At 63.0% G+C, this 18,186-nt stretch carries 15 protein-coding genes; 4 read left to right on the forward strand and 11 right to left on the reverse strand.

Annotated features, from left to right (window positions below):
* Positions 1 to 74: 74 nt before the first annotated feature.
* A complete protein-coding gene (gene hexR, locus ACI2JX_RS23515; RefSeq protein ID WP_186556454.1) occupies positions 75 to 938 on the forward strand; it encodes a DNA-binding transcriptional regulator HexR in 864 nt (287 codons plus the stop codon).
* Here the strand turns inward: hexR and ACI2JX_RS23520 are convergent.
* From ACI2JX_RS23520 to edd, 11 genes are all read right to left on the reverse strand, one after another.
* Positions 931 to 1,785 carry a D-hexose-6-phosphate mutarotase gene (locus ACI2JX_RS23520; RefSeq protein WP_264237010.1) on the reverse strand — a complete coding sequence of 285 codons (855 nt, stop codon included), beginning with the start codon at positions 1,783 to 1,785 and terminating at the stop codon, positions 931 to 933. The two genes, hexR and ACI2JX_RS23520, sit on opposite strands and share 8 nt — an antisense overlap.
* Before the next feature lie 118 nt (positions 1,786 to 1,903).
* Positions 1,904 to 3,247 carry a carbohydrate porin gene (locus ACI2JX_RS23525; protein WP_404691097.1) on the reverse strand — a complete coding sequence of 448 codons (1,344 nt, stop codon included), beginning with the start codon at positions 3,245 to 3,247 and terminating at the stop codon, positions 1,904 to 1,906.
* Positions 3,248 to 3,286: 39 nt separating this feature from the next.
* A complete protein-coding gene (locus ACI2JX_RS23530) occupies positions 3,287 to 4,441 on the reverse strand; it encodes an ABC transporter ATP-binding protein (protein ID WP_264237008.1) in 1,155 nt (384 codons plus the stop codon).
* 3 nt (positions 4,442 to 4,444) lie between these two features.
* Positions 4,445 to 5,290 (reverse strand): carbohydrate ABC transporter permease, encoded by an 846-nt coding sequence (locus ACI2JX_RS23535; protein WP_264237007.1) that lies wholly within the window; start codon positions 5,288 to 5,290, stop codon positions 4,445 to 4,447.
* On the reverse strand, positions 5,283 to 6,191 hold the full coding sequence (locus tag ACI2JX_RS23540) for a carbohydrate ABC transporter permease (RefSeq protein WP_186556423.1): 909 nt from the start codon (positions 6,189 to 6,191) through the stop codon (positions 5,283 to 5,285). The genes ACI2JX_RS23535 and ACI2JX_RS23540 overlap by 8 nt, the downstream gene beginning before the upstream one ends.
* Positions 6,192 to 6,347: 156 nt before the next feature.
* Positions 6,348 to 7,634 (reverse strand): ABC transporter substrate-binding protein, encoded by a 1,287-nt coding sequence (locus tag ACI2JX_RS23545; RefSeq protein ID WP_404691098.1) that lies wholly within the window; start codon positions 7,632 to 7,634, stop codon positions 6,348 to 6,350.
* Between the two features lie 108 nt (positions 7,635 to 7,742).
* Positions 7,743 to 8,993 carry an AGE family epimerase/isomerase gene (locus ACI2JX_RS23550; RefSeq protein ID WP_404691099.1) on the reverse strand — a complete coding sequence of 417 codons (1,251 nt, stop codon included), beginning with the start codon at positions 8,991 to 8,993 and terminating at the stop codon, positions 7,743 to 7,745.
* Between the two features lie 142 nt (positions 8,994 to 9,135).
* Positions 9,136 to 10,590, reverse strand: coding sequence for an ATP-binding protein (locus ACI2JX_RS23555; RefSeq protein WP_319004555.1), 1,455 nt, complete (start codon positions 10,588 to 10,590; stop codon positions 9,136 to 9,138).
* Positions 10,571 to 11,296: a response regulator gene (locus ACI2JX_RS23560; RefSeq protein ID WP_186556427.1), complete on the reverse strand. Its 726-nt coding sequence runs from the start codon at positions 11,294 to 11,296 to the stop codon at positions 10,571 to 10,573. The genes ACI2JX_RS23555 and ACI2JX_RS23560 overlap by 20 nt, the downstream gene beginning before the upstream one ends.
* 170 nt (positions 11,297 to 11,466) lie before the next feature.
* Positions 11,467 to 12,426 carry a glucokinase gene (locus ACI2JX_RS23565; protein WP_404691100.1) on the reverse strand — a complete coding sequence of 320 codons (960 nt, stop codon included), beginning with the start codon at positions 12,424 to 12,426 and terminating at the stop codon, positions 11,467 to 11,469.
* Positions 12,423 to 14,249: a phosphogluconate dehydratase gene (gene edd, locus ACI2JX_RS23570; protein WP_264237003.1), complete on the reverse strand. Its 1,827-nt coding sequence runs from the start codon at positions 14,247 to 14,249 to the stop codon at positions 12,423 to 12,425. The genes ACI2JX_RS23565 and edd overlap by 4 nt, the downstream gene beginning before the upstream one ends.
* Before the next feature lie 281 nt (positions 14,250 to 14,530).
* Here edd and gap point away from each other — a divergent pair, with 281 nt between their 5' ends.
* The 3 genes from gap (at position 14,531) to ACI2JX_RS23585 (ending at position 17,321) form a co-directional block, all read left to right on the forward strand.
* Positions 14,531 to 15,532 (forward strand): type I glyceraldehyde-3-phosphate dehydrogenase, encoded by a 1,002-nt coding sequence (gene gap, locus ACI2JX_RS23575; RefSeq protein WP_392464108.1) that lies wholly within the window; start codon positions 14,531 to 14,533, stop codon positions 15,530 to 15,532.
* Positions 15,533 to 15,751: 219 nt separating this feature from the next.
* Positions 15,752 to 16,264, forward strand: a complete 513-nt coding sequence (locus ACI2JX_RS23580; RefSeq protein WP_186556431.1) for an RNA polymerase sigma factor — start codon at positions 15,752 to 15,754, stop codon at positions 16,262 to 16,264.
* A gap of 94 nt (positions 16,265 to 16,358) precedes the next feature.
* Positions 16,359 to 17,321, forward strand: a complete 963-nt coding sequence (locus ACI2JX_RS23585; protein WP_264237001.1) for a FecR domain-containing protein — start codon at positions 16,359 to 16,361, stop codon at positions 17,319 to 17,321.
* The last annotated feature ends 865 nt before the right edge of the window (positions 17,322 to 18,186 follow it).

The raw sequence follows: 18,186 nt of genomic DNA on the forward strand, positions 1-18,186 counted from the left end.
TAGACAACACTGCAAAAAGCCTGCTGCACCGCCAGCCGGCTGTCTTCTCGACCCAAGGACACACCATGGACCGCGTGCGCAACCTCCTGGAACAGATCCAGGGACGCCTCGACGAGCTGAACAAGGCCGAACGCAAAGTCGCCGAAGTCATCCTGCTCAACCCTCAACAGGCGACTCGTTTCAGCATCGCCGCTTTGGCCCAGGCGGCCAAGGTCAGCGAGCCGACCGTCAACCGTTTCTGCCGCTCGTTCGGTGTCAGCGGCTACCCCGAGCTCAAGCTGCAACTGGCGCAAAGCCTGGCCAGTGGCGCCGCCTATGTCAGCCGCGCGGTGGAGGCGGACGATGATCCGGCCGCCTACACCCAGAAGATCTTCGGCAGCGCCATTGCCTCGCTCGACAGTGCCTGCCAACAGCTCGACCCGCAACAGATCAGCCGCGCCGTGGACATGATGATCCAGGCCCGCCAGATTCACTTCTTCGGCCTGGGCGCCTCGGCCCCGGTGGCCCTCGACGCCCAGCACAAGTTCTTTCGCTTCAACCTGGCAGTGTCGGCCCATGCCGATGTGCTGATGCAGCGCATGTTGGCCTCGGTCGCCCATACTGGCGACCTGTTCGTGATCATTTCCTACACCGGGCGTACCCGCGAGCTGGTCGAAGTGGCGCGCCTGGCCCGCGAAAACGGCGCCTCGGTGCTCGGCCTGACGGCTGCCGGCTCGCCACTGGCCAACGCCTGTAGCCTGAGCCTGCACATCCCACTGCCGGAGGACACTGACATCTACATGCCGATGACCTCGCGGATCATCCAGCTGACCGTGCTCGATGTGCTCGCCACCGGCATGACCCTGCGCCGCGGCGTCGACTTCCAGCCGCACCTGCGCAAGATCAAGGAAAGCCTCAACGCCAGCCGCTATCCGATCGAGGACGACGAGCTCAATTGAGCCGGTGCGCCTGCAAGCGCAGGTGCGCGCGCTGCCCCGGCGCCAAACTCAAGCCCTCGCCACTGCCGCTGGCGGCTTCGACGCAGACAAACCCCCGACTCTCGCGCCCGCTGACGCCCATCAGCGGGCGATTGCCGGGGTGCCAAACCACCGTGTCGTCGCTGTCGCCGGTATCGATGCACAGCTCGCGCTGCCAGGCCGGGTCATGCAGCTGTACCCGCGGCGTGCCCGGATAGACCTTCTGACACCCACCCTTGACCTTCAACGCGCCGTTCTCACGGCAGGCCTGGCGATTCAAGCGGTCGTAGCCGTCGATATCTTCCAGCCCAGATAGCGCTATCTCGGCAACGTTGCTGATACGCCAATAGGCCAGCAGCGCATGGCTCAGCTGGCAAGGTTCGCTGTCCTGATGCTCGGTGCTCAGGCTCAGCTCCATGCGATTGCCAAGCCGGGCGTGCAGGTCGACCTGCCAATCGCACAGGTCCAGCCGCCACTTGAGGGTCACGCCTTCCTCGTCCTCGCAGCTATCTACCAGCTTCCAGTCGAGCAGGCGTGCCCAGCCATGGGCCGGCCACAGGTCTTCGCTGGGATGGCGGCCATACCAGGGCCAGCACACCGGCACCCCGCCACGAATCGCCCCGACCTGCGGCCACTGCTCGGCACACCACAACCAGGGTCGCTCGCCGGCCGGTTGAAAGTGCAGCAGTTGAGCGCCCTGACGGCTGAAAACGGCCTGGCAACGGGGGTGATCGATGATCAGCACATCGCGCTGCTGGTAACGCTCCCACTCGAACGTCGGCCTGGGCCGTTGCGTGGAAAAGAAGCGATGTAGCGGATGTTCAGGCATGGTTCCAAAGCTCTTGTTGTTTGAGATAGCGCTGTCTCGACCTAAGCCGCGCTACCACTGATGACCAGTGGTAGCGGGATAGCCAAGAATGGATGGCGTAAATTTACAACAATTTTCCTTAGAATGACGACTGAATCTTCAGGCCTGCGACCAGCGCGTTATCCACTTCATCGACCCCGCCGGGGCTTTTGATGTATTGCAGGTTGGGCCGCACCGTCAGCCAATTGGTGACATGGAAGCCGTAGTACAGCTCGGCGTTGTACTCGGTGCGCTGCAGCGGGACGAAGCCTGGGTTGTCGTAGTCATTGATGCCGCTGCTGGCATTGAGCTGCTCGGCGCGCTTCTTGACGTCGTCGTTGACATGAATCCGGGCAATACCGAAACCGATGTCATCCTTGGGCCGGGCATCGAAGGCGCCTTTATAGACCAGGCCGACTTGCTGGTAGTTGTCGACCACGTTGGTGGCCTTGTCATGCACGGTGAAGTTGGCAAACAAACTCAGCCCGCGATTGACGTCGCCACCGTGGGCAGTGACCTGCTGCTGCGCCACCACCCACCAGCCGTGCTTACTGGAGTGCGACTTGAAGCCCTCGCCAGTGATGCCCTGCGGGTTGCCGTTGACATCCTCATAGACGTCGTCAGCCTTGGCCGTGCTGTAGTAGTAGCCCAGCCGGTATTCGCCAGGCAGGCCATTGACCTTGGGCGACCAGACCATTTCCACCGGCAGGATCGCGCCCTTGGTGCCGCTGCCGCTGAGCTTGAAGCCATTACCGGTCTCAAGGTTGGAGGGGTTCTGTTCGAACGCGCCGACCTGAACGAAGAACTCCGGGGTGATGTTGTATTTGACCCGCAGCGCCCACTGGCTGACCGGCCAGTTGTACCAGATGCCACCCACCCAGTTACCGACCTGCGAGCCGCAGAACGCCAGGTTCTGGAAGTCGCAGGGGAAGCTGTTGAAATCTTCGCCTTCACCGAAGCGGCCGAATTTCACATCCAGCGCACCATCGAAGTATTTCTGCTTGATCCACATCTGGGTCAGCCGCCAGGTCTGGCCACGCCCCCACACTTCCTGCACCGAGCTGAACTGCCCGGCACGGGGGTCGCTGATGCGGTCATTGGACAGATTGCGCCCGCTGCGCTCGGTGATCGCCAGCTTGAACTCGGTATCGCCCCAGCCGAGGATCTTCTCCAGGTCCAGGTGCATGCCTAAGGCGAACTGGTCGCTGTAGCGCGCGGTCTTGTCGTCGTTGTAGCCGCCATTGAGGTTGCCAGCCACTTCGCCGACATAGTCGAGGGTGAAGTCGTAGCCCTTTTCCAGCAGCTCGGTACGAGTGCCGCCCCAATCGCCGGTCATCCATTTCGATTCGCTGGAAAAGGCCTCGGCGGCCTGCGCGCCGCTGCTGCCGACCACAGCCAGCAAGGCCAGCGAACCCAAGGTCCTGATGCGTTTGCGATGTTCCATCCCTTTGCGTCCTCTTTTCTTGTTTTTTAAGTAGACGATCTATCGGCCCTTGAAGCGAGCCACATTGTCCTTGTGCGGCGCAGCGGCACTGGACAAGTCCAGGCGCTCACCGCTTTGCGCGTCGAACAGCAACACCCGCGCCGGATCGAACTGCAGGTTGAGGCTGTCGCCAATCTGGCAGGCGACATCCGGAGCCAGGCGACAGCAGACCTTGGTCTGGTTGAGGGTGACGAACACCAGCAGGTCAGGCCCGGTAGGCTCGGTCACCTGCACCTCGGCGCGCACTGCAGGCAGGCCGTTGCCCTCGCCGCTACCCAGGCTGATCTGCTCGGGCCGCACACCCAGAATCACCTCACGCCCCTCGAAGGCGTCGGTGGCCGCGCCCAGTGGCAGCTCACAGCGCGCCTGGCCGCTGTCGAGCAAAGCCAGCAGGCGGCCGTCTTGGCGGGTCAGGCGCACCGGGATGAAGTTCATCGGCGGCGAGCCAATGAAGCTTGCGACAAACTGGTTGGCCGGATCGTTATAGATCTGCTGCGGCGTCCCGAACTGCTGGATGATGCCGTCCTTCATCACTGCCACCTTGTCGCCCAAGGTCATGGCCTCGATCTGGTCATGGGTGACGTACACCGTGGTGGTCTTCAGGCGCTGGTGCATCAGTTTGATCTCGGTGCGCATCTCGACCCGCAGCTTGGCGTCGAGGTTCGACAGCGGCTCGTCGAACAGGTAGATCTTCGGCCGCCGCGCCAGCGCCCGGCCCATCGCCACCCGTTGCTGCTGGCCACCGGACAACTGGCCCGGCTTGCGCGTCAGCAGATGCTCGATCTGCAGCAGCTTGGCCACCCGCGCCACCTCCTCGTCGATCGCCGGCTGGGGCAGCTTGCGAATCTTCAGGCCGAAGGCGATGTTGTCGCGCACGTTCATGGTCGGGTACAGCGCGTAGGACTGGAACACCATGGCAATGTCGCGATCCTTGGGGCTCATGCCGCTGACGTCCTGCTCGTCGATCAGGATCGCCCCGCCACTGATACTTTCAAGGCCGGCGATGCAGTTCATCAAGGTCGACTTGCCGCAGCCGGAAGGGCCGACCAGGATCAGGAACTCGCCATCCTTGATCGACAGCTGGATGTCCTTGAGCGTGTCCGGGACGCCGGTGCCGTAGGTCTTGTTTACATTGCGAAGTTCGAGCGTTGCCATGACTTACCCCTTGACAGCGCCGGCGGTCAGCCCGCGCACGAAATACTTGCCCGCCACTACGTAGACCAGCAGGGTTGGCAGCCCGGCGATCATCGCCGCGGCCATGTCGACGTTGTATTCCTTGGCCCCGGTGCTGGTGTTGACCAGGTTGTTCAGGGCCACGGTGATCGGCTGCGAATCGCCGCTGGAGAACACCACCCCGAACAGGAAATCGTTCCAGATCTGGGTGAACTGCCAGATCAGGCAGACCATGATGATCGGCGTCGACATCGGCAGGATGATCCGCCCAAAGATGGTGAAGAATCCGGCGCCATCGAGCCGCGCCGCCTTGACCAGGGCATCGGGAATGCTCACGTAGTAATTGCGGAAGAACAGCGTGGTGAAGGCCAGACCGTAGACCACATGCACCAGCACCAGGCCGCTAGTGGTGCTGGCCAGGCCCAGCTTGCCCAAGGTGAACGAGGCCGGCAGCAGCACGGTCTGGAACGGCAGGAAGCAGCCGAACAACAGCAGGCCGAAGAACAGCTGCGAGCCGCGAAAACGCCACATCGACAGCACATAGCCGTTGAGCGCACCGAGGGTGGTGGAGATCAGCACCGCAGGCACGGTGATCATGATCGAGTTCCAGAAGTACCCGCTGACCGTGGCCCAGGCCTTGACCCAGCCAATGCCGGTCACCACCGTCGGCCAGCTCAGCAGGTTGCCCGAGCCGATGTCTTCCGGGGTTTTGAAACTGGTCAGCAGCATTACCACCAGCGGCACCAGGTACAGCAGTACAGCGCTCAGCAACACCGCGTGAATGGCGATGCGGCTCAGGCTCAGCGCCGGTTTGTCGAGACGATTAGTCATGGCGCTTGGTCCTCAATTCCGAGTACAGGTAAGGCACCAGGATCGCCAGGATCGCGCCGAGCATGAGGATCGCGCTGGCCGAGCCCATGCCCATCTGGCCGCGGCTGAAGGTGAAGGAATACATGAACATGGCCGGCAGGTCGGAGGAGTAGCCTGGGCCACCTGCAGTCATTGCCGCGACCAGGTCGAAGCTCTTGATGGCGATGTGCGCGAGGATCATCAGCGAACTGAAGAACACCGGCCGTAAGCTCGGCAGCACCACTTGCCAGTAGATCCGCGGCAGGCTTGCGCCATCGATCTGCGCAGCGCGGATGATCGACTGATCGACCCCACGCAAACCGGCCAGGAACATCGCCATGATGAACCCCGAAGCCTGCCAGACCGCCGCGATCACCAGGCAATACACCACCCGGTCGGGGTCGATCAGCCAGTCCAGGCGAAAGCCCTCCCAGCCCCAGTCGCGCAGCAGCTTGTCCAGGCCCATGCCGGGGTTGAGCAGCCATTTCCAGGCGGTCCCGGTGACGATCATCGACAGCGCCATCGGGTACAGGTAAATGGTGCGGATGAAACCTTCGCGGCGAATGCGCTGGTCGAGCAACACCGCCAGCAACACGCCGATCGCCAGGCTGATGCCGATGAACAAGCCGCCGAACACCAGCAGGTTCTTGCTCGCCACCCACCAGCGGTCGTTATCGAACAGCCGGGCATATTGGGCAAGACCGGCCCACTTGTAGGTGGGTAGGAAGGTCGAGGTAGTGAACGAGAGAACGAACGTCCACAGGATGTAGCCGTAGAAGCCCACCAGGATGATGAACATGCTCGGCGCCAGCACCAGTTTTGGTAGCCAACGCTGCAAGGCGTCCAGGGGTGAGGCCCGCAGTTGGGCGGTCAAGGTAGTCATGATTGCGATACCTGTCAGTCAGTGATGCCCCTGCAAGAGCGCTTATTGCCTAGGCAGCGCGATCCCTGTAGGAGCGGGCTTGCCCGCGAAGAGGCCGGCCCGCTGCCTCAGTGGATGGCAAGGGCAAGTTGCAGCAGCGATGGCTTCAGAGGCGTGTTATTGCGCCGCCTTGATGGCTGCACCGAGCTTCTTCGCAGCATCCGCAGGATCGGCCTTGGGGTCATTGATGTAGTTGGTCACCACATCGAAGAACGCCCCTTGCACCGCCAGGTTGGTCGCCATGTTGTGCGCCATGCTCGGTTGCAGGCCACCATTCTGGGCATCGGCAAGGAAGTCCTTGGCCGAGGTTTGCGCGCAGGCATCGAAGCCATGCTTGGCCATGTCGGCGAGCAGGTCCTTGCGCACCGGGATCGAGCCTTTGTTGGTGCTGAACAGCTTCTGGAAGTGCTCGCCCATGACCACCTTGGCGATGTCCTGCTGGCCGGCGGAAGTACCGGCATCCTTCTGCTTGAACACCACCAGCGAGTCGATGTTGTAGGTGAAGGCTTTGTCGGTGCCAGGGAACGGCACGCACTGGTAATCCTGGCCGGCGACCTTCTTGGCCAAGGTCCATTCGCTCTTGGCCCAGTCGCCCATGACCTGCATGCCGGCCTTGCCATTGATGACCTTGGCCGCCTCTAGGTTCCAGTCCTGGCCTTTGCCGTCGGCATCCATGTAGGTCGCGACTCGCTTGAGCTCGGTCAGCGACTTGACCATGTCCGGACCGGTCAGGGTGGCGTTATCGAGGTCGACGAAGGCTTTCTTGTAGCCGTCCGCCCCCATCACCGACAGCACTACCGCTTCGAATACGGTGCTGTCCTGCCACGGCTGGCCACCATGGGCGAGCGCAATGAAGCCTGCGGCCTTGAGCTTGTCGCCAGCGGCATAGAATTCTTCGAGGGTGGTCGGCGGTTTGTCGATACCGGCTTTCTTGAACACTTCAGGGTTGATCCACAACCAGTTGACCCGGTGAATGTTCACCGGCACCGCCACGTAGTCACCGTCGAACTTGACGGTGTCGGCGACCTTCTTCTCCAGCAGAGCGTCCCAGTTTTCAGCCTTGGCTACATCCTTGAGCACGTCGCTGTCGAGCAGCCCGGTTGAGGCCCAGTCCTGGATATCCGGCCCCTTGATCTGGGCGACGCCTGGCGGATTGCCGGCGACTGCACGGCTTTTGAGCACCGTCATGGCCGTTGCACCGCCACCGCCTGCAACTGCGCCATCTTTCCAGGTGAACCCATCTTTCTCGACCTGGGCTTTGAGTACGTCGACCGCGGCTTTCTCGCCGCCCGAAGTCCACCAATGCACCACTTCCACGCTGCCTTTGGAGTCGGCGGCCAGGGCGCTGAGGGGGAATAACGAGGCAAGAGAGATCGCGGCGGCGAGGCGGAGAGTCGAATTCATCGGAGTACCTTTCTTGTTGTTATGCAGTGCAAGACTGACGCTTGCGTTGCAGAGCAGTGTAATAACGCCTTGGCTGGCGCCAGGTAACGAAGCGCTGTGCGAATGTCATCACTTGGTTACATTGGCCTGGGCAAGTGCAGTAGCCAGGCTGGGCGCCAGCGGCAAAGCAGGCAGCAGCACGGCCTGGTAGGCATGGTAGAGGTCGGGTTTGCCGCCCCAGATGCTGGCGCTGGGCCGATTGCCTGGGTCCAACTCGTGGTGCCAACTGCCAGCGGCGCGGTCGATCAAGTGGCTATCGATGAACGCCCAGAAGCAGTGGTACCAGCGCTGGTAATGGGCCTCGCCGGTGCGCCGCCATAACGCTGCTGCGGCGGCGCTGGCTTCGGCGTGGGTCCAGTGCAGACGCTGGCGCACTACGGGGCGCTTCTCCCAATCCAGGGTATAGACGATGCCTGGGGCGCCGTCGGCGTGCCAACCGTGTTCACAGGCGCTGTCGAACAGGCCACTGGCGGCGGCCAGCAGCCACTCAGGCGTGGTCAGGCCGGCCAACTGGCGCGCGGCCTCCAGGTGCAGGAGCAAGCGTGACCATTCGAAGCCGTGCCCGGGGGTGATGCCATAGGGACGAAAGCCATCGGCAGGGTTCGCCGCGTTGTACTGCGCCAGTGCTTGCCAGCGCGGGTCGAAATGCTCGATGACCTGGTAACCGTTGGCCCGCGCCTGGCCTTGGATGATGCGTTCGACGATCCTCAGCGCGCGGTCCAGCCAGACGCTGTCGCCGGTGACATCGGCCAAGGCAAGGAACGCCTCGGTGGCGTGCATGTTGCTGTTAGCGCCGCGGTAGGCTTCCTCCTGCTGCCAGTCGCGGCTGAAACTTTCACGCAGGGCGCCCTCCGTTTCGCTCCAGAAATGCCTTTCGATGATCTCGCTTGCCGCTTGTAACAGCTGCGGCGCAGCAGTGCTGCCGGCGACTACTGCGGAGCTGGCCGCCAGGGCGACGAAGGCATGCAGGTAGGCAGCCTTGCCGGTATCGCCATAGCGAGCGGGCTTGGCGTACCAACCGCCGAAGCGGGCGTCGCAGAGTGGGCCGCTGAGGGCCGCCACACCATGCTCGACCAGGGCCAAACAGCCTGGAATGCCTTGCACATGGGCCATGGCGAAGCAGTGGGTCATACGCGCAGTGATGATGGTTTCGGCGATAGCCTCGTTGGGCAAACGCCCTAGTGCATCGAGGCCGGCGAAGCCTTCGGCATGTCGCGAAGCCTTGGCGAATGAGACCAGCCGTCGACCTTCAGCCAGCAACCAGGTGAGATGTGCGGGCGAATCGAGCGAACGGGTGAGCGGAAATTGATCGGTGCGCATCGACCTGCTTCGTCCTTGTCGAGGACAGGCAACATGCCTGTCGTGCAGCGAGATTCTAGCCAGCGCCCAGTGGCCGCCGTGTCACGAAGGCTTGGGCGAATGTCACCTCGTGGTGACATTTTCTGGGCGTTGTAGTGTCAGGTCACTCAGGCGTACGTGGCAGACACAAGGTCACCCGCAGCCCACCCTCACGCAAATTCAACAGGCTCACCTCGCCACCATGACTGTGGGCAATGTTGCGTGCGATCCCTAACCCCAAGCCATAACCCTGTTGCTTGCCCGCCAGGCGAAAGTGCGGCTCGAACACCTGCTCCATCTGCTGCTGCGGCACGCCTGGGCCCTGATCATCCACCTGCAAGACGAACCCTTCGACGCCATCGATGATGCGCAAATGCGCGCGCTCGCCGTACTTGATGGCGTTATCGATCAGGTTACCAATGCACCGGCGCAGCGCCAGGGCCTTGCCTGGATAAGGCGCCTGGGCACTGCCCTCCAGGGTAATGCGGCCATCACCCAGATACGGCTCAGCCAGGATCTCCAGCATTTGATTGAGGTCGATCGGCTCGATATTCTCGTGAATATCGGTGTCCTTCACGCACTGCAAGGCACCTTTGACCAGCAGCTCCAGCTCATCCAGATCACGGCTGAACTTGGCTTGCTGGCGCTCGTCTTCGAGCAACTCGACTCTCAGCCGCAGGCGAGTGATTGGCGTGCGCAGGTCATGGGAAATGGCACTGAACAGCTGGCTGCGCTCCGTCAGGTAGCGACTGATGCGTTCACGCATGCTGTTGAACGCGCGCCCCACTTCGACCACTTCACTGCCGCCACCTTCGACCACCGGCGCTACATCGGCGCCCAGCGACAACTCTCGCGCCGCCCGCGCCAGGCGCTTCAAGGGCCGGCTTTGCCAATGCACCAGCAAGCCGATGAACAGCAACAGCAGGGCGGTGGTCAGGGCGATGAAACCCATCTGCTGACGGGGCAGCCGTTCGGCCTCAAGGCTGGTATAGGGCTCGGGCAGCAGCGAGGCGATATACAGCCACTCGCCCTGGCCCAGGCGAATCTGCGTCACCAACACCGGCGGATTGAGCGGCTCGAGGGTCAGCGAATAATGCGCCCACGAGCGCGGCAGTTCATCGAGCTTGAGCCCGCTGTTGAAGATGCGCAGCTCATCGGGGCTGACGAACTCGACGGACACTTCGATCTGCTGGCCGAGCCGCTCATGTAGCACCTGCTGGAACACCTCGATCACGGCCTGCTTGCGTGGGGTGATCGGCAGCACGGCCATGTCCAGCGGCTTTTCGTTGAGCGAAACGAAAAACCGCGTGCCGCCCATGCTGCGCAACTGGTCGAGCACCATTGGCCGGTAGGCCACTGGCAGCGAGCGAAAATAACTGACGCTGGCACTCATCGAATGGGCCAGGCTACTGGCACTGGCCCGTAGCCCCTGCAGCTGGCTGGCGCGCAGTTGCGCGACCCAGATCAGGCTCGACAAACCCTGGGCGAGCAGCACCACCAACAACGTCAGCAGCAGCATCCGCCCCAGTAACGAGCGCGGCAGCAGGCGCCAACGCCGCTCAGTTAGCGGGGCAGACATGTGCCGCCAACAAGTAGCCGCTGCCCCGTACGGTGCGAATCAAGCGCGGCGGCTTGTCGGTGTCGCGCAGGCGTGAGCGCAAGCGGCTGACCGCCATGTCGACGATGCGGTCCAGCGGCATCGGCTCGCGCCCACGGGTGGCATTGCCGATGGTGTCGCGGTCGAGGATCTGCTGCGGATTGTCGAGAAACAGCTTGAGCAAGGCAAAGTCGGCGCCGGAGAGGATCACCTCTTCGCCGTCGCGGTGGAACAAGCGGTGGCTGACGGTATCCAGACGCCAGTCGTCAAAGGCCAGCACTGCACTGCTCGGTGCAGCCTGGCCAAATTCGGCGCGGCGCAGCAGGGCCTTGATGCGGGCCTGCAACTCGCGAGGGCTGAACGGTTTGCCGAGGTAATCGTCAGCGCCCAGTTCCAGGCCGATGACCCGGTCGGCCTCGTCGGAGCTGGCGGTGAGCATGATGATCGGCACCCGCGACAGGCGCGGATGCTGGCGGACCCAACGGCACAGGCTGAAGCCGTCTTCGTCGGGAAGCATGACATCGAGGATCACCAGGTCGCAGGGTGCGCTGTCGAGGGCCTGGCGAAAGCCTTGGCCATCGGCTTCGGCACGGACCTGAAAGCCCGAGCGGCTGAGGTAGGTTTGTAACAGTTCGCGGATTTCCTGGTCGTCATCGACCATCAGGATCGATCGGGCGGCAGTGCTCACAAAAATCCCTTCCCCTGGTCAGCGCGGGTCTGAATGCCCGCTGTTGTTGTGTGACCGCTAGATGGGTCCGCTTTGCGGTCCTTCGCGGGCAAGCCCGCTCCCACAGGGCTCAGCGTGATCCTTGTGGGAGCGGGCTGGCCCGCGAAGGGCCGCAAAGCGGATCCAAGATATCAATGTTCCAACGTTTGCTGCAGAGCGACACCGGCCCCCAGCAAGCCGGAAAACTCAGCCGTCACCAACCATACCGGCACACCGCTGAAATACCCACTCATGCACCCCTTGTCGGCAAAACTCGCGGCAAAGCCACTGCCCAGAAACAACTCGGCAAAGCGCGGAATCACACCGCCAACGATATAAACCCCTCCTCGCGCGCCCAGGGTCAGGACATTGTTCCCCGCTACCCGCCCAAGGAACCGGCAAAACTGCTCGACCACCGCCAACGCCCGTGGCTCACCGGCCAAAGCCGCATCGGTGATCTGCGCCGGGGTCGTGTGCCGCTGGACCTCGTCATCCAAGGCACAGATCGCCTGATACAAGCGCACCAACCCACCACCACTGAGCACGGTTTCGGCACTGACATGGCCGATCTGCCGATGAATCTCCTGGTGAATGGCCGCCTCACGCGCGTTGCCCACCGGCAGGTCGACATGGCCGCCCTCCCCTGGCAACGCCAGCCAGCGCTGCTCACCCAAGCGCAGCAAACTGCCCACGCCAAGGCCGGTGCCAGGCCCGATCACCAGCGCCGGACGGCTCGGGTCGGCAGCACCGCCGCACACCTGGCGAAACTCGCCATCGCGCAGGCGGGTCATGCCCAGGGCCATCGCGGAAAAATCATTGATCAGTTGCAGGTGCTCGACTTGCAGGGTCTGGCAGAACGCCTTGCGGCTCAGCCGCCAGTGGTTGTTGGTGAAGCGAAACTCATCGCCATCCACCGGCCCAGCCACCGCCAGGCACACCGCCGCCAGGCCGCCACGGGCTATGCCTTGCTCACGCAGATAGGCTTCGATTGCCTGCTCGGGGCTGGTGTAGTCGGCGGTGGCCAGCACCTGCACGGCGTGCAGCTGGTTGTCGCGCCACAGGGCAAAACGTGCGTTGGTACCGCCAATGTCGCCAACCAGCAGGTCTTTCACTTGAGCTTCTCCAAGCCAGAGGTAAAGGCGCTGGCGCCCTGCTCGGCCGGGCTGAACGCCACACGCATGAAGCCGAACAGCTCGCGACCACAGCCCAGGTCATTGCCCAGCGGTGCGGCTGGCAGCTCGCGGCTGGCCAGTTCGTCGGCCGAGACCATCAACTGCAAGGTGCCTTCGACACCATCGACCCGCACGATATCACCATCACGCACGCGCGCTAGCGGGCCACCATCATAGGCTTCCGGGCAGACGTGAATGGCTGCCGGGATCTTGCCCGATGCGCCGGACATGCGTCCATCGGTCACCAGTGCCACCTTGTAACCGCGATCCTGCAACACCCCGAGGAACGGCGTGAGCTTGTGCAACTCAGGCATGCCATTGCAGCGCGGCCCCTGGAAGCGCACCACGGCGACGAAGTCGCGCTCCAGCTCGCCAGCCTTGAAGGCATCGGCCAGCGACTGCTGGTCATGGAACACCCGCGCCGGCGCTTCGACGACCTGATGCTCAGGCGCCACGGCAGAGACTTTCATCACCCCGCGGCCAAGGTTGCCCTCCATGACGCGCAGGCCGCCTTCAGCGGAGAATGGCCGAGATACCGGGCGCAGGATGTCTTCATCCAGGCTCTGCAATGGGCCTTCGCGCCAGACCAAACGGCCATCCTCAAGGAACGGCTCCTGGGTGTAGCGGCGCAGGCCGTGGCCTGCCACGGTGTTGACGTCTTCATGCAGCAGCCCGGCATCGAGCAGCTCGCGAATCAGGAACGACATACCGCCTGCCGCCTGGAAATGGTTGATATCGGCCTTGCCGTTCGGATAGACGTGCGACAGGGTCGGCACCACCTCGGAGAGGTCGGCCATGTCCTGCCAGGTCAGCTGGATGCCTGCTGCCTGAGCGATCGCCGGGAGGTGCAGGGTGTGGTTGGTCGAGCCGCCAGTGGCGTGCAGGGCGACGATCGAGTTGACCAGCGCCTTTTCGTCGACGATCTCACCCAACGGCATGAAGCTGCCGCTGGCCTTGGTCATCCGCGTCACTTGCTGCGCCGCCTCGGCCGTCAGGGCGTCGCGCAGTGGCGTGTAGGGGTTGACGAACGAGGCGCCGGGCAGGTGCAGGCCCATCACTTCCATCACCAGCTGGTTGGTGTTGGCGGTGCCATAGAAGGTGCAGGTGCCAGGGCTGTGGTAAGACTTCATCTCCGACTCGAGCAGTTCCTCGCGGCTGGCCTTGCCCTCGGCATAGCGCTGGCGCACGTCGGCCTTCTGCTTGTTGGAAATGCCCGAAGGCATTGGCCCGCCGGGGACGAAAATGGTCGGCAGATGGCCGAAGCGCAGCGCGCCCATCATCAGGCCCGGGACGATCTTGTCGCAGATGCCGAGCATCAACGCGGCATCGAACATGTTGTGCGACAAGGCAATCGCGGTGGACATGGCGATCACTTCGCGGCTGGCGATGGCCAGCTCCATGCCCGGTTCGCCCTGGGTCACGCCATCGCACATGGCCGGCACACCGCCAGCGAACTGGCCGACCGAGCCGATCTCGCGCAGTGCCTGTTTGATCTGTTCGGGGAAATGCAGGTACGGCTGGTGCGCCGAGAGCATGTCGTTATAGGCCGAGACGATCGCCACGTTGGCCGCGTTCATCATGCGCAGGCTGTGCTTGTCCTCGGCACCGCAACCGGCCACGCCATGGGCGAAGTTGGCGCACTGCAGGCTGGCACGCATGGGGCCATCGCTGGCCGCGCCACGAATCAGTTGCAGGTAGCGCTCACGGGTGGGACGGCTGCGTTCGGTCAGCCGTTGGGTGACCTCAAGGATGCGCGGGTGCATGTACTGGACTCCAGGCTGACTGTAAGGGTGGTCTGAAGCGGCATTTCCCCTCCAAACGATTGCGACCTAGGCTCAAGGTATAGGTGCCTGGTGCAACGCGGAAGAAGCTCGCCCGACCACTCGTTGTATGTTTAAACAAAATACTGCCATCAAAAGGGCTTGTTTTCTATCCCGCAACGCATAATCTTGTAATTCCAATAACAAAACCGTTTCAGTGAAGACGCTTTATTTGGCTACAGACCTTGTGCCACAGCCTTCACCCGACTGCCAGAGGTATTGCCATGACCCTTCGCATCGCCATCAACGGATTCGGCCGCATCGGACGCAACGTCCTGCGCGCACTCTATACCCAAGGCTACCGCCAGGACCTGCAGGTCGTCGCAATCAACGACTTGGGTGACAGCGCAATGAACGCCCACCTGCTCAAGTACGACAGCGTGCACGGCATCTTCGACGCCCAGGTCGAGGCCGATCACGAGAGCCTGACCGTCAATGGCGACCGCATCGCCGTCAGCGCCATCCGCAATCCGGCCGAACTGCCGTGGAAGGCCGAGGCAATCGACGTGGTGTTCGAATGCACCGGGCTGTTCACCGAGCGTGCCAAGGCCGCTGCTCACCTGAGTGCCGGCGCGGGCAAAGTGATTATCTCGGCGCCGGGCAAGGGCGTCGATGCCACCGTGGTGTACGGCGTCAACCATGACGTGCTGCGCGCCTCGCACCAGATCATCTCCAGCGCCTCGTGCACCACCAACTGCTTGGCGCCCATTGCCCAGGTGCTGCACCGTGAGTTCGGTATCGAGCAAGGCCTGATGACCACCATCCATGCCTACACCAATGACCAGGTGCTGACTGACGTCTACCACAGCGACCCGTTCCGCGCGCGCTCGGCGACCCAGTCGATGATCCCCAGCAAGACCGGCGCCGCCGAGGCGGTCGGCCTGGTCCTGCCGGAGCTGGCCGGCAAGCTCACCGGCATGGCCGTGCGGGTGCCGGTGATCAATGTGTCGCTGGTCGACCTGACCGTGAACCTCAAGCGCGAGGCCAGCGCCGAAGAGGTCAACCAGCTGTTCCTCGAGGCCAGTCGCCACTCTCGTGTGCTCGGCTACAACGCCCTGCCGCTGGTGTCGTGCGACTTCAACCACAACCCGCTGTCGTCGATTTTCGACGCCAACCACACCCGCGCCAATGGCCGCATGCTTAAGGTGTTGGCCTGGTACGACAACGAATGGGGCTTCTCCAACCGCATGCTGGATAACTGCCTGGCGCTGTGTAGCGCACGCTAGGCCCAAGCCAGGCGATGTGAGAGCCAGGGTACGTGGGGAGCGGGCTTGCCCCGCGATAGCGCCGTCAGATCCAGCGCTATCGCGAGCGAGCCTCTTCTCACCCAGCCGCCCGATCCCACCTCTGCAAACATCACCTTACCAATTCTTTACCTGAGCAAGGCTTGACCAATAGCATGGATGATAAGCATTATCATTCATCCGCATCGGTCAGGTTTCCCCGTGAGTCAGTCTCGCTTCAACACCGTTTTTCTCTCCCAGCGTCTCAGCCTGCTGCGTACGCTACAGGGCATGGTGGGCAACCCCAGCACGGCGGAAGACCTGCTGCAGGAGACTTACCTGCGGGTCACCCGGGCCTTGGGCGAGCGGCCGATCGAGCATCTGGAGCCGTTCGTCTTCCAGACTGCGCGCAACCTCGCCCTCGATCACTTGCGCGCCCGCCGGGTGCAGGCGCGGACCCTGGTCGACGACGTGCCCGAGCAAGTGCTGCACAACGTTGCCGCACCGGCCAGCAGCAGCGAGGACGCCGCCCACGCCGAGCAACTGCTCAAGCACCTGAGTGTAAGCCTCAGCCAGCTGACCTCGCGCCAGCAGCAGATTTTTATCCTCAGCCGCCTGCATGGCGCCAGCTACATGGAAATCGCCGAGCAGTTGAACGTCTCGGCCAGCACAGTTCAGAAGGAACTGAAACTGATCATGGCCATCTGCATGGGTGTAGCCGATCGACTCAAGTGAGCCGACCGCTCGCCGCCTGGGTTTGGCAAAGCGCTTGCCTTGCCCCGGCGCAGCCATGATCATTTGCAAAAAACGCTCATCGCAAGGATCACCCGTGACCGACCGCCCCGCCCCCCGCCCATCACCCGCCGGGCCCGATACCCGCGCCCGTGCCATGGACGAGGCGCTGGACTGGCTGGTGCGCCTGCAATGCGCCAACCAAGCAGACACCCATGAGTTCGAGGCCTGGCTCAGTGCCGCGCCGGAGAATGCCGAGGCCTACGTCGAAGCAGAGGCCTTGTGGAATGGCGCGCCCCTGCGCCAGGCCGCCGTGCAGATTCATCAAAGCCGCCGCAACGCCTTGAGCGCACGTGTTCGCCGCCACTGGAAACCGCTGGCGACAGCGGCAGTGCTGCTGGTCGGGCTGTTCACCTTTGGCAACCTGCCGGTGCGTTTGCAGGCCGATCACTTGACCGTGGTTGGCGAGCGCCAACGCTTGCAGCTGGATGATGGGGCCAAGGTCTTGCTCAACACCAATTCGGCGTTTGCCAGCGGTCTGCGCGATGGCCGGCCAGTCGCCCGGCTGCTGCAGGGTGAGGCGTACTTTCAGGTGAGCGGGGGCAGCCAATTACCTCTTGAAGTGCAAGCCGGACCGCTGCGGGCGCAGGTGCGCGACACTGATTTTGCGGTGCGTTACCTGGATGGCGAGGCGCAGGTTCGCGTGCAGCGGGGGGATGTCGACCTGCAGGCGGCGAGTGACCAGCGTATCCGGCTCACGGCCGGCGACAGCATCAGCGTTGGTCCGCAGGGCTTCGGTGAGCGGTTGCGGCCTGACATGCACAAGGATCTGGCCTGGGTCGATGGGCGGCTGGTGTTCGAGAACTGCCCGTTGAGCCAGGTGCTTGCCGAGGTGCGGCGGTACTACCCTGGGTGGATCATCAATCGCAATGATCAACTGGATCATGTGGCGGTGACCGGGAATTATCGGCTGGATCAGCCGCTGGAGACGTTGCGGGCGTTGGCTCATATGACTTCGGCGCAGTTGCATGAGTATCCGGCGGTGGTGATTTTGAACTGAGGTTGGGTTTGGGCTTGGGCTTGGGCTTGGGCTTGGGCTTGGGCTTGGGCTTGGGCTTTTAGAGGTTTGAGCATATCCATTGGCGAGGGTGGCGCTGAATCACCTTTCCGCCCTTACGGCGGGTCACTTTTGGTCGTGGCCAAAAGTAACCAAAAGCCGTGCGCTCCACCATCCGGCCCTCCGCTACGCTCCGGGTCCCCTCGCTTCGCTGCCTTCCGGGCCCGCGCGGCCTACGATTTGCTGCGCAAATCTACATCTCGCGCCTTCGGCTGCGCCGAAGGGTGCTACCGCACCTGGCCCTACAGACACCTACGCTCGGCCTCCTGAAGTCGCGAAGTTAGTGGCGGCGACTGGGCTGGCGTTATCTGGCGATAGTGGCAGGTGTGGTGGATAGTCGGACGCCATCGCGGGGCAAGCCCGCTCCCACGGGTACCGCCAGCCGGAAGTGCTGCGCGGTATCTGTGGCAGGTTTGGTGGATATTCCGGCCTCTTCGCGGGCAAGCCCGCTCCCACAGGTTCACCGCCAGCCGGAAGAACAGCACGGTACCTGTGGGAGCGGGCTTGCCCGCGAAGAGGCCGGAACAAACAACACAAAATAGAAAAATCAAAATTTGGCTTTGGCTTTGGCTTTGGCTTTGGCTTTGGCTTTGGCTTTGCTTCTGCGAGAGCGTAGCGATTCGCCTGCTCTTGATCTTCCTGCGCGCAAGTTCAGGCGACGTCGATTCGCGACTTCAGGAGGCTGAGCAGAGGCGCCTGGAGGGCCAGGTGCGCAGCACCCTTCGGCGCAGCCGAAGGCGCGAGATGTAGATTTGCGCAGCAAATCGTAGGCCGCGCGGGCCCGGAAGGCGCCGGCGCGAAGGGACCC

This window comes from Pseudomonas sp. NPDC088890, assembly GCF_044900155.1.
GTDB lineage: Bacteria > Pseudomonadota > Gammaproteobacteria > Pseudomonadales > Pseudomonadaceae > Aquipseudomonas > Aquipseudomonas urmiensis.

Coding starts and splice junctions, on each gene's coding strand:
- ACI2JX_RS23520 (WP_264237010.1), bottom strand. CDS start 1,785: ATGCCTGAACATCCGCTACATCGCTTCTTTTCCACGCAACGGCCCAGG.
- gap (WP_392464108.1), top strand. CDS start 14,531: ATGACCCTTCGCATCGCCATCAACGGATTCGGCCGCATCGGACGCAAC.
- ACI2JX_RS23540 (WP_186556423.1), bottom strand. CDS start 6,191: ATGACTACCTTGACCGCCCAACTGCGGGCCTCACCCCTGGACGCCTTG.
- ACI2JX_RS23530 (WP_264237008.1), bottom strand. CDS start 4,441: ATGGCAACGCTCGAACTTCGCAATGTAAACAAGACCTACGGCACCGGC.
- ACI2JX_RS23535 (WP_264237007.1), bottom strand. CDS start 5,290: ATGACTAATCGTCTCGACAAACCGGCGCTGAGCCTGAGCCGCATCGCC.
- ACI2JX_RS23555 (WP_319004555.1), bottom strand. CDS start 10,590: ATGTCTGCCCCGCTAACTGAGCGGCGTTGGCGCCTGCTGCCGCGCTCG.
- edd (WP_264237003.1), bottom strand. CDS start 14,249: ATGCACCCGCGCATCCTTGAGGTCACCCAACGGCTGACCGAACGCAGC.
- ACI2JX_RS23525 (WP_404691097.1), bottom strand. CDS start 3,247: ATGGAACATCGCAAACGCATCAGGACCTTGGGTTCGCTGGCCTTGCTG.
- ACI2JX_RS23545 (WP_404691098.1), bottom strand. CDS start 7,634: ATGAATTCGACTCTCCGCCTCGCCGCCGCGATCTCTCTTGCCTCGTTA.
- ACI2JX_RS23550 (WP_404691099.1), bottom strand. CDS start 8,993: ATGCGCACCGATCAATTTCCGCTCACCCGTTCGCTCGATTCGCCCGCA.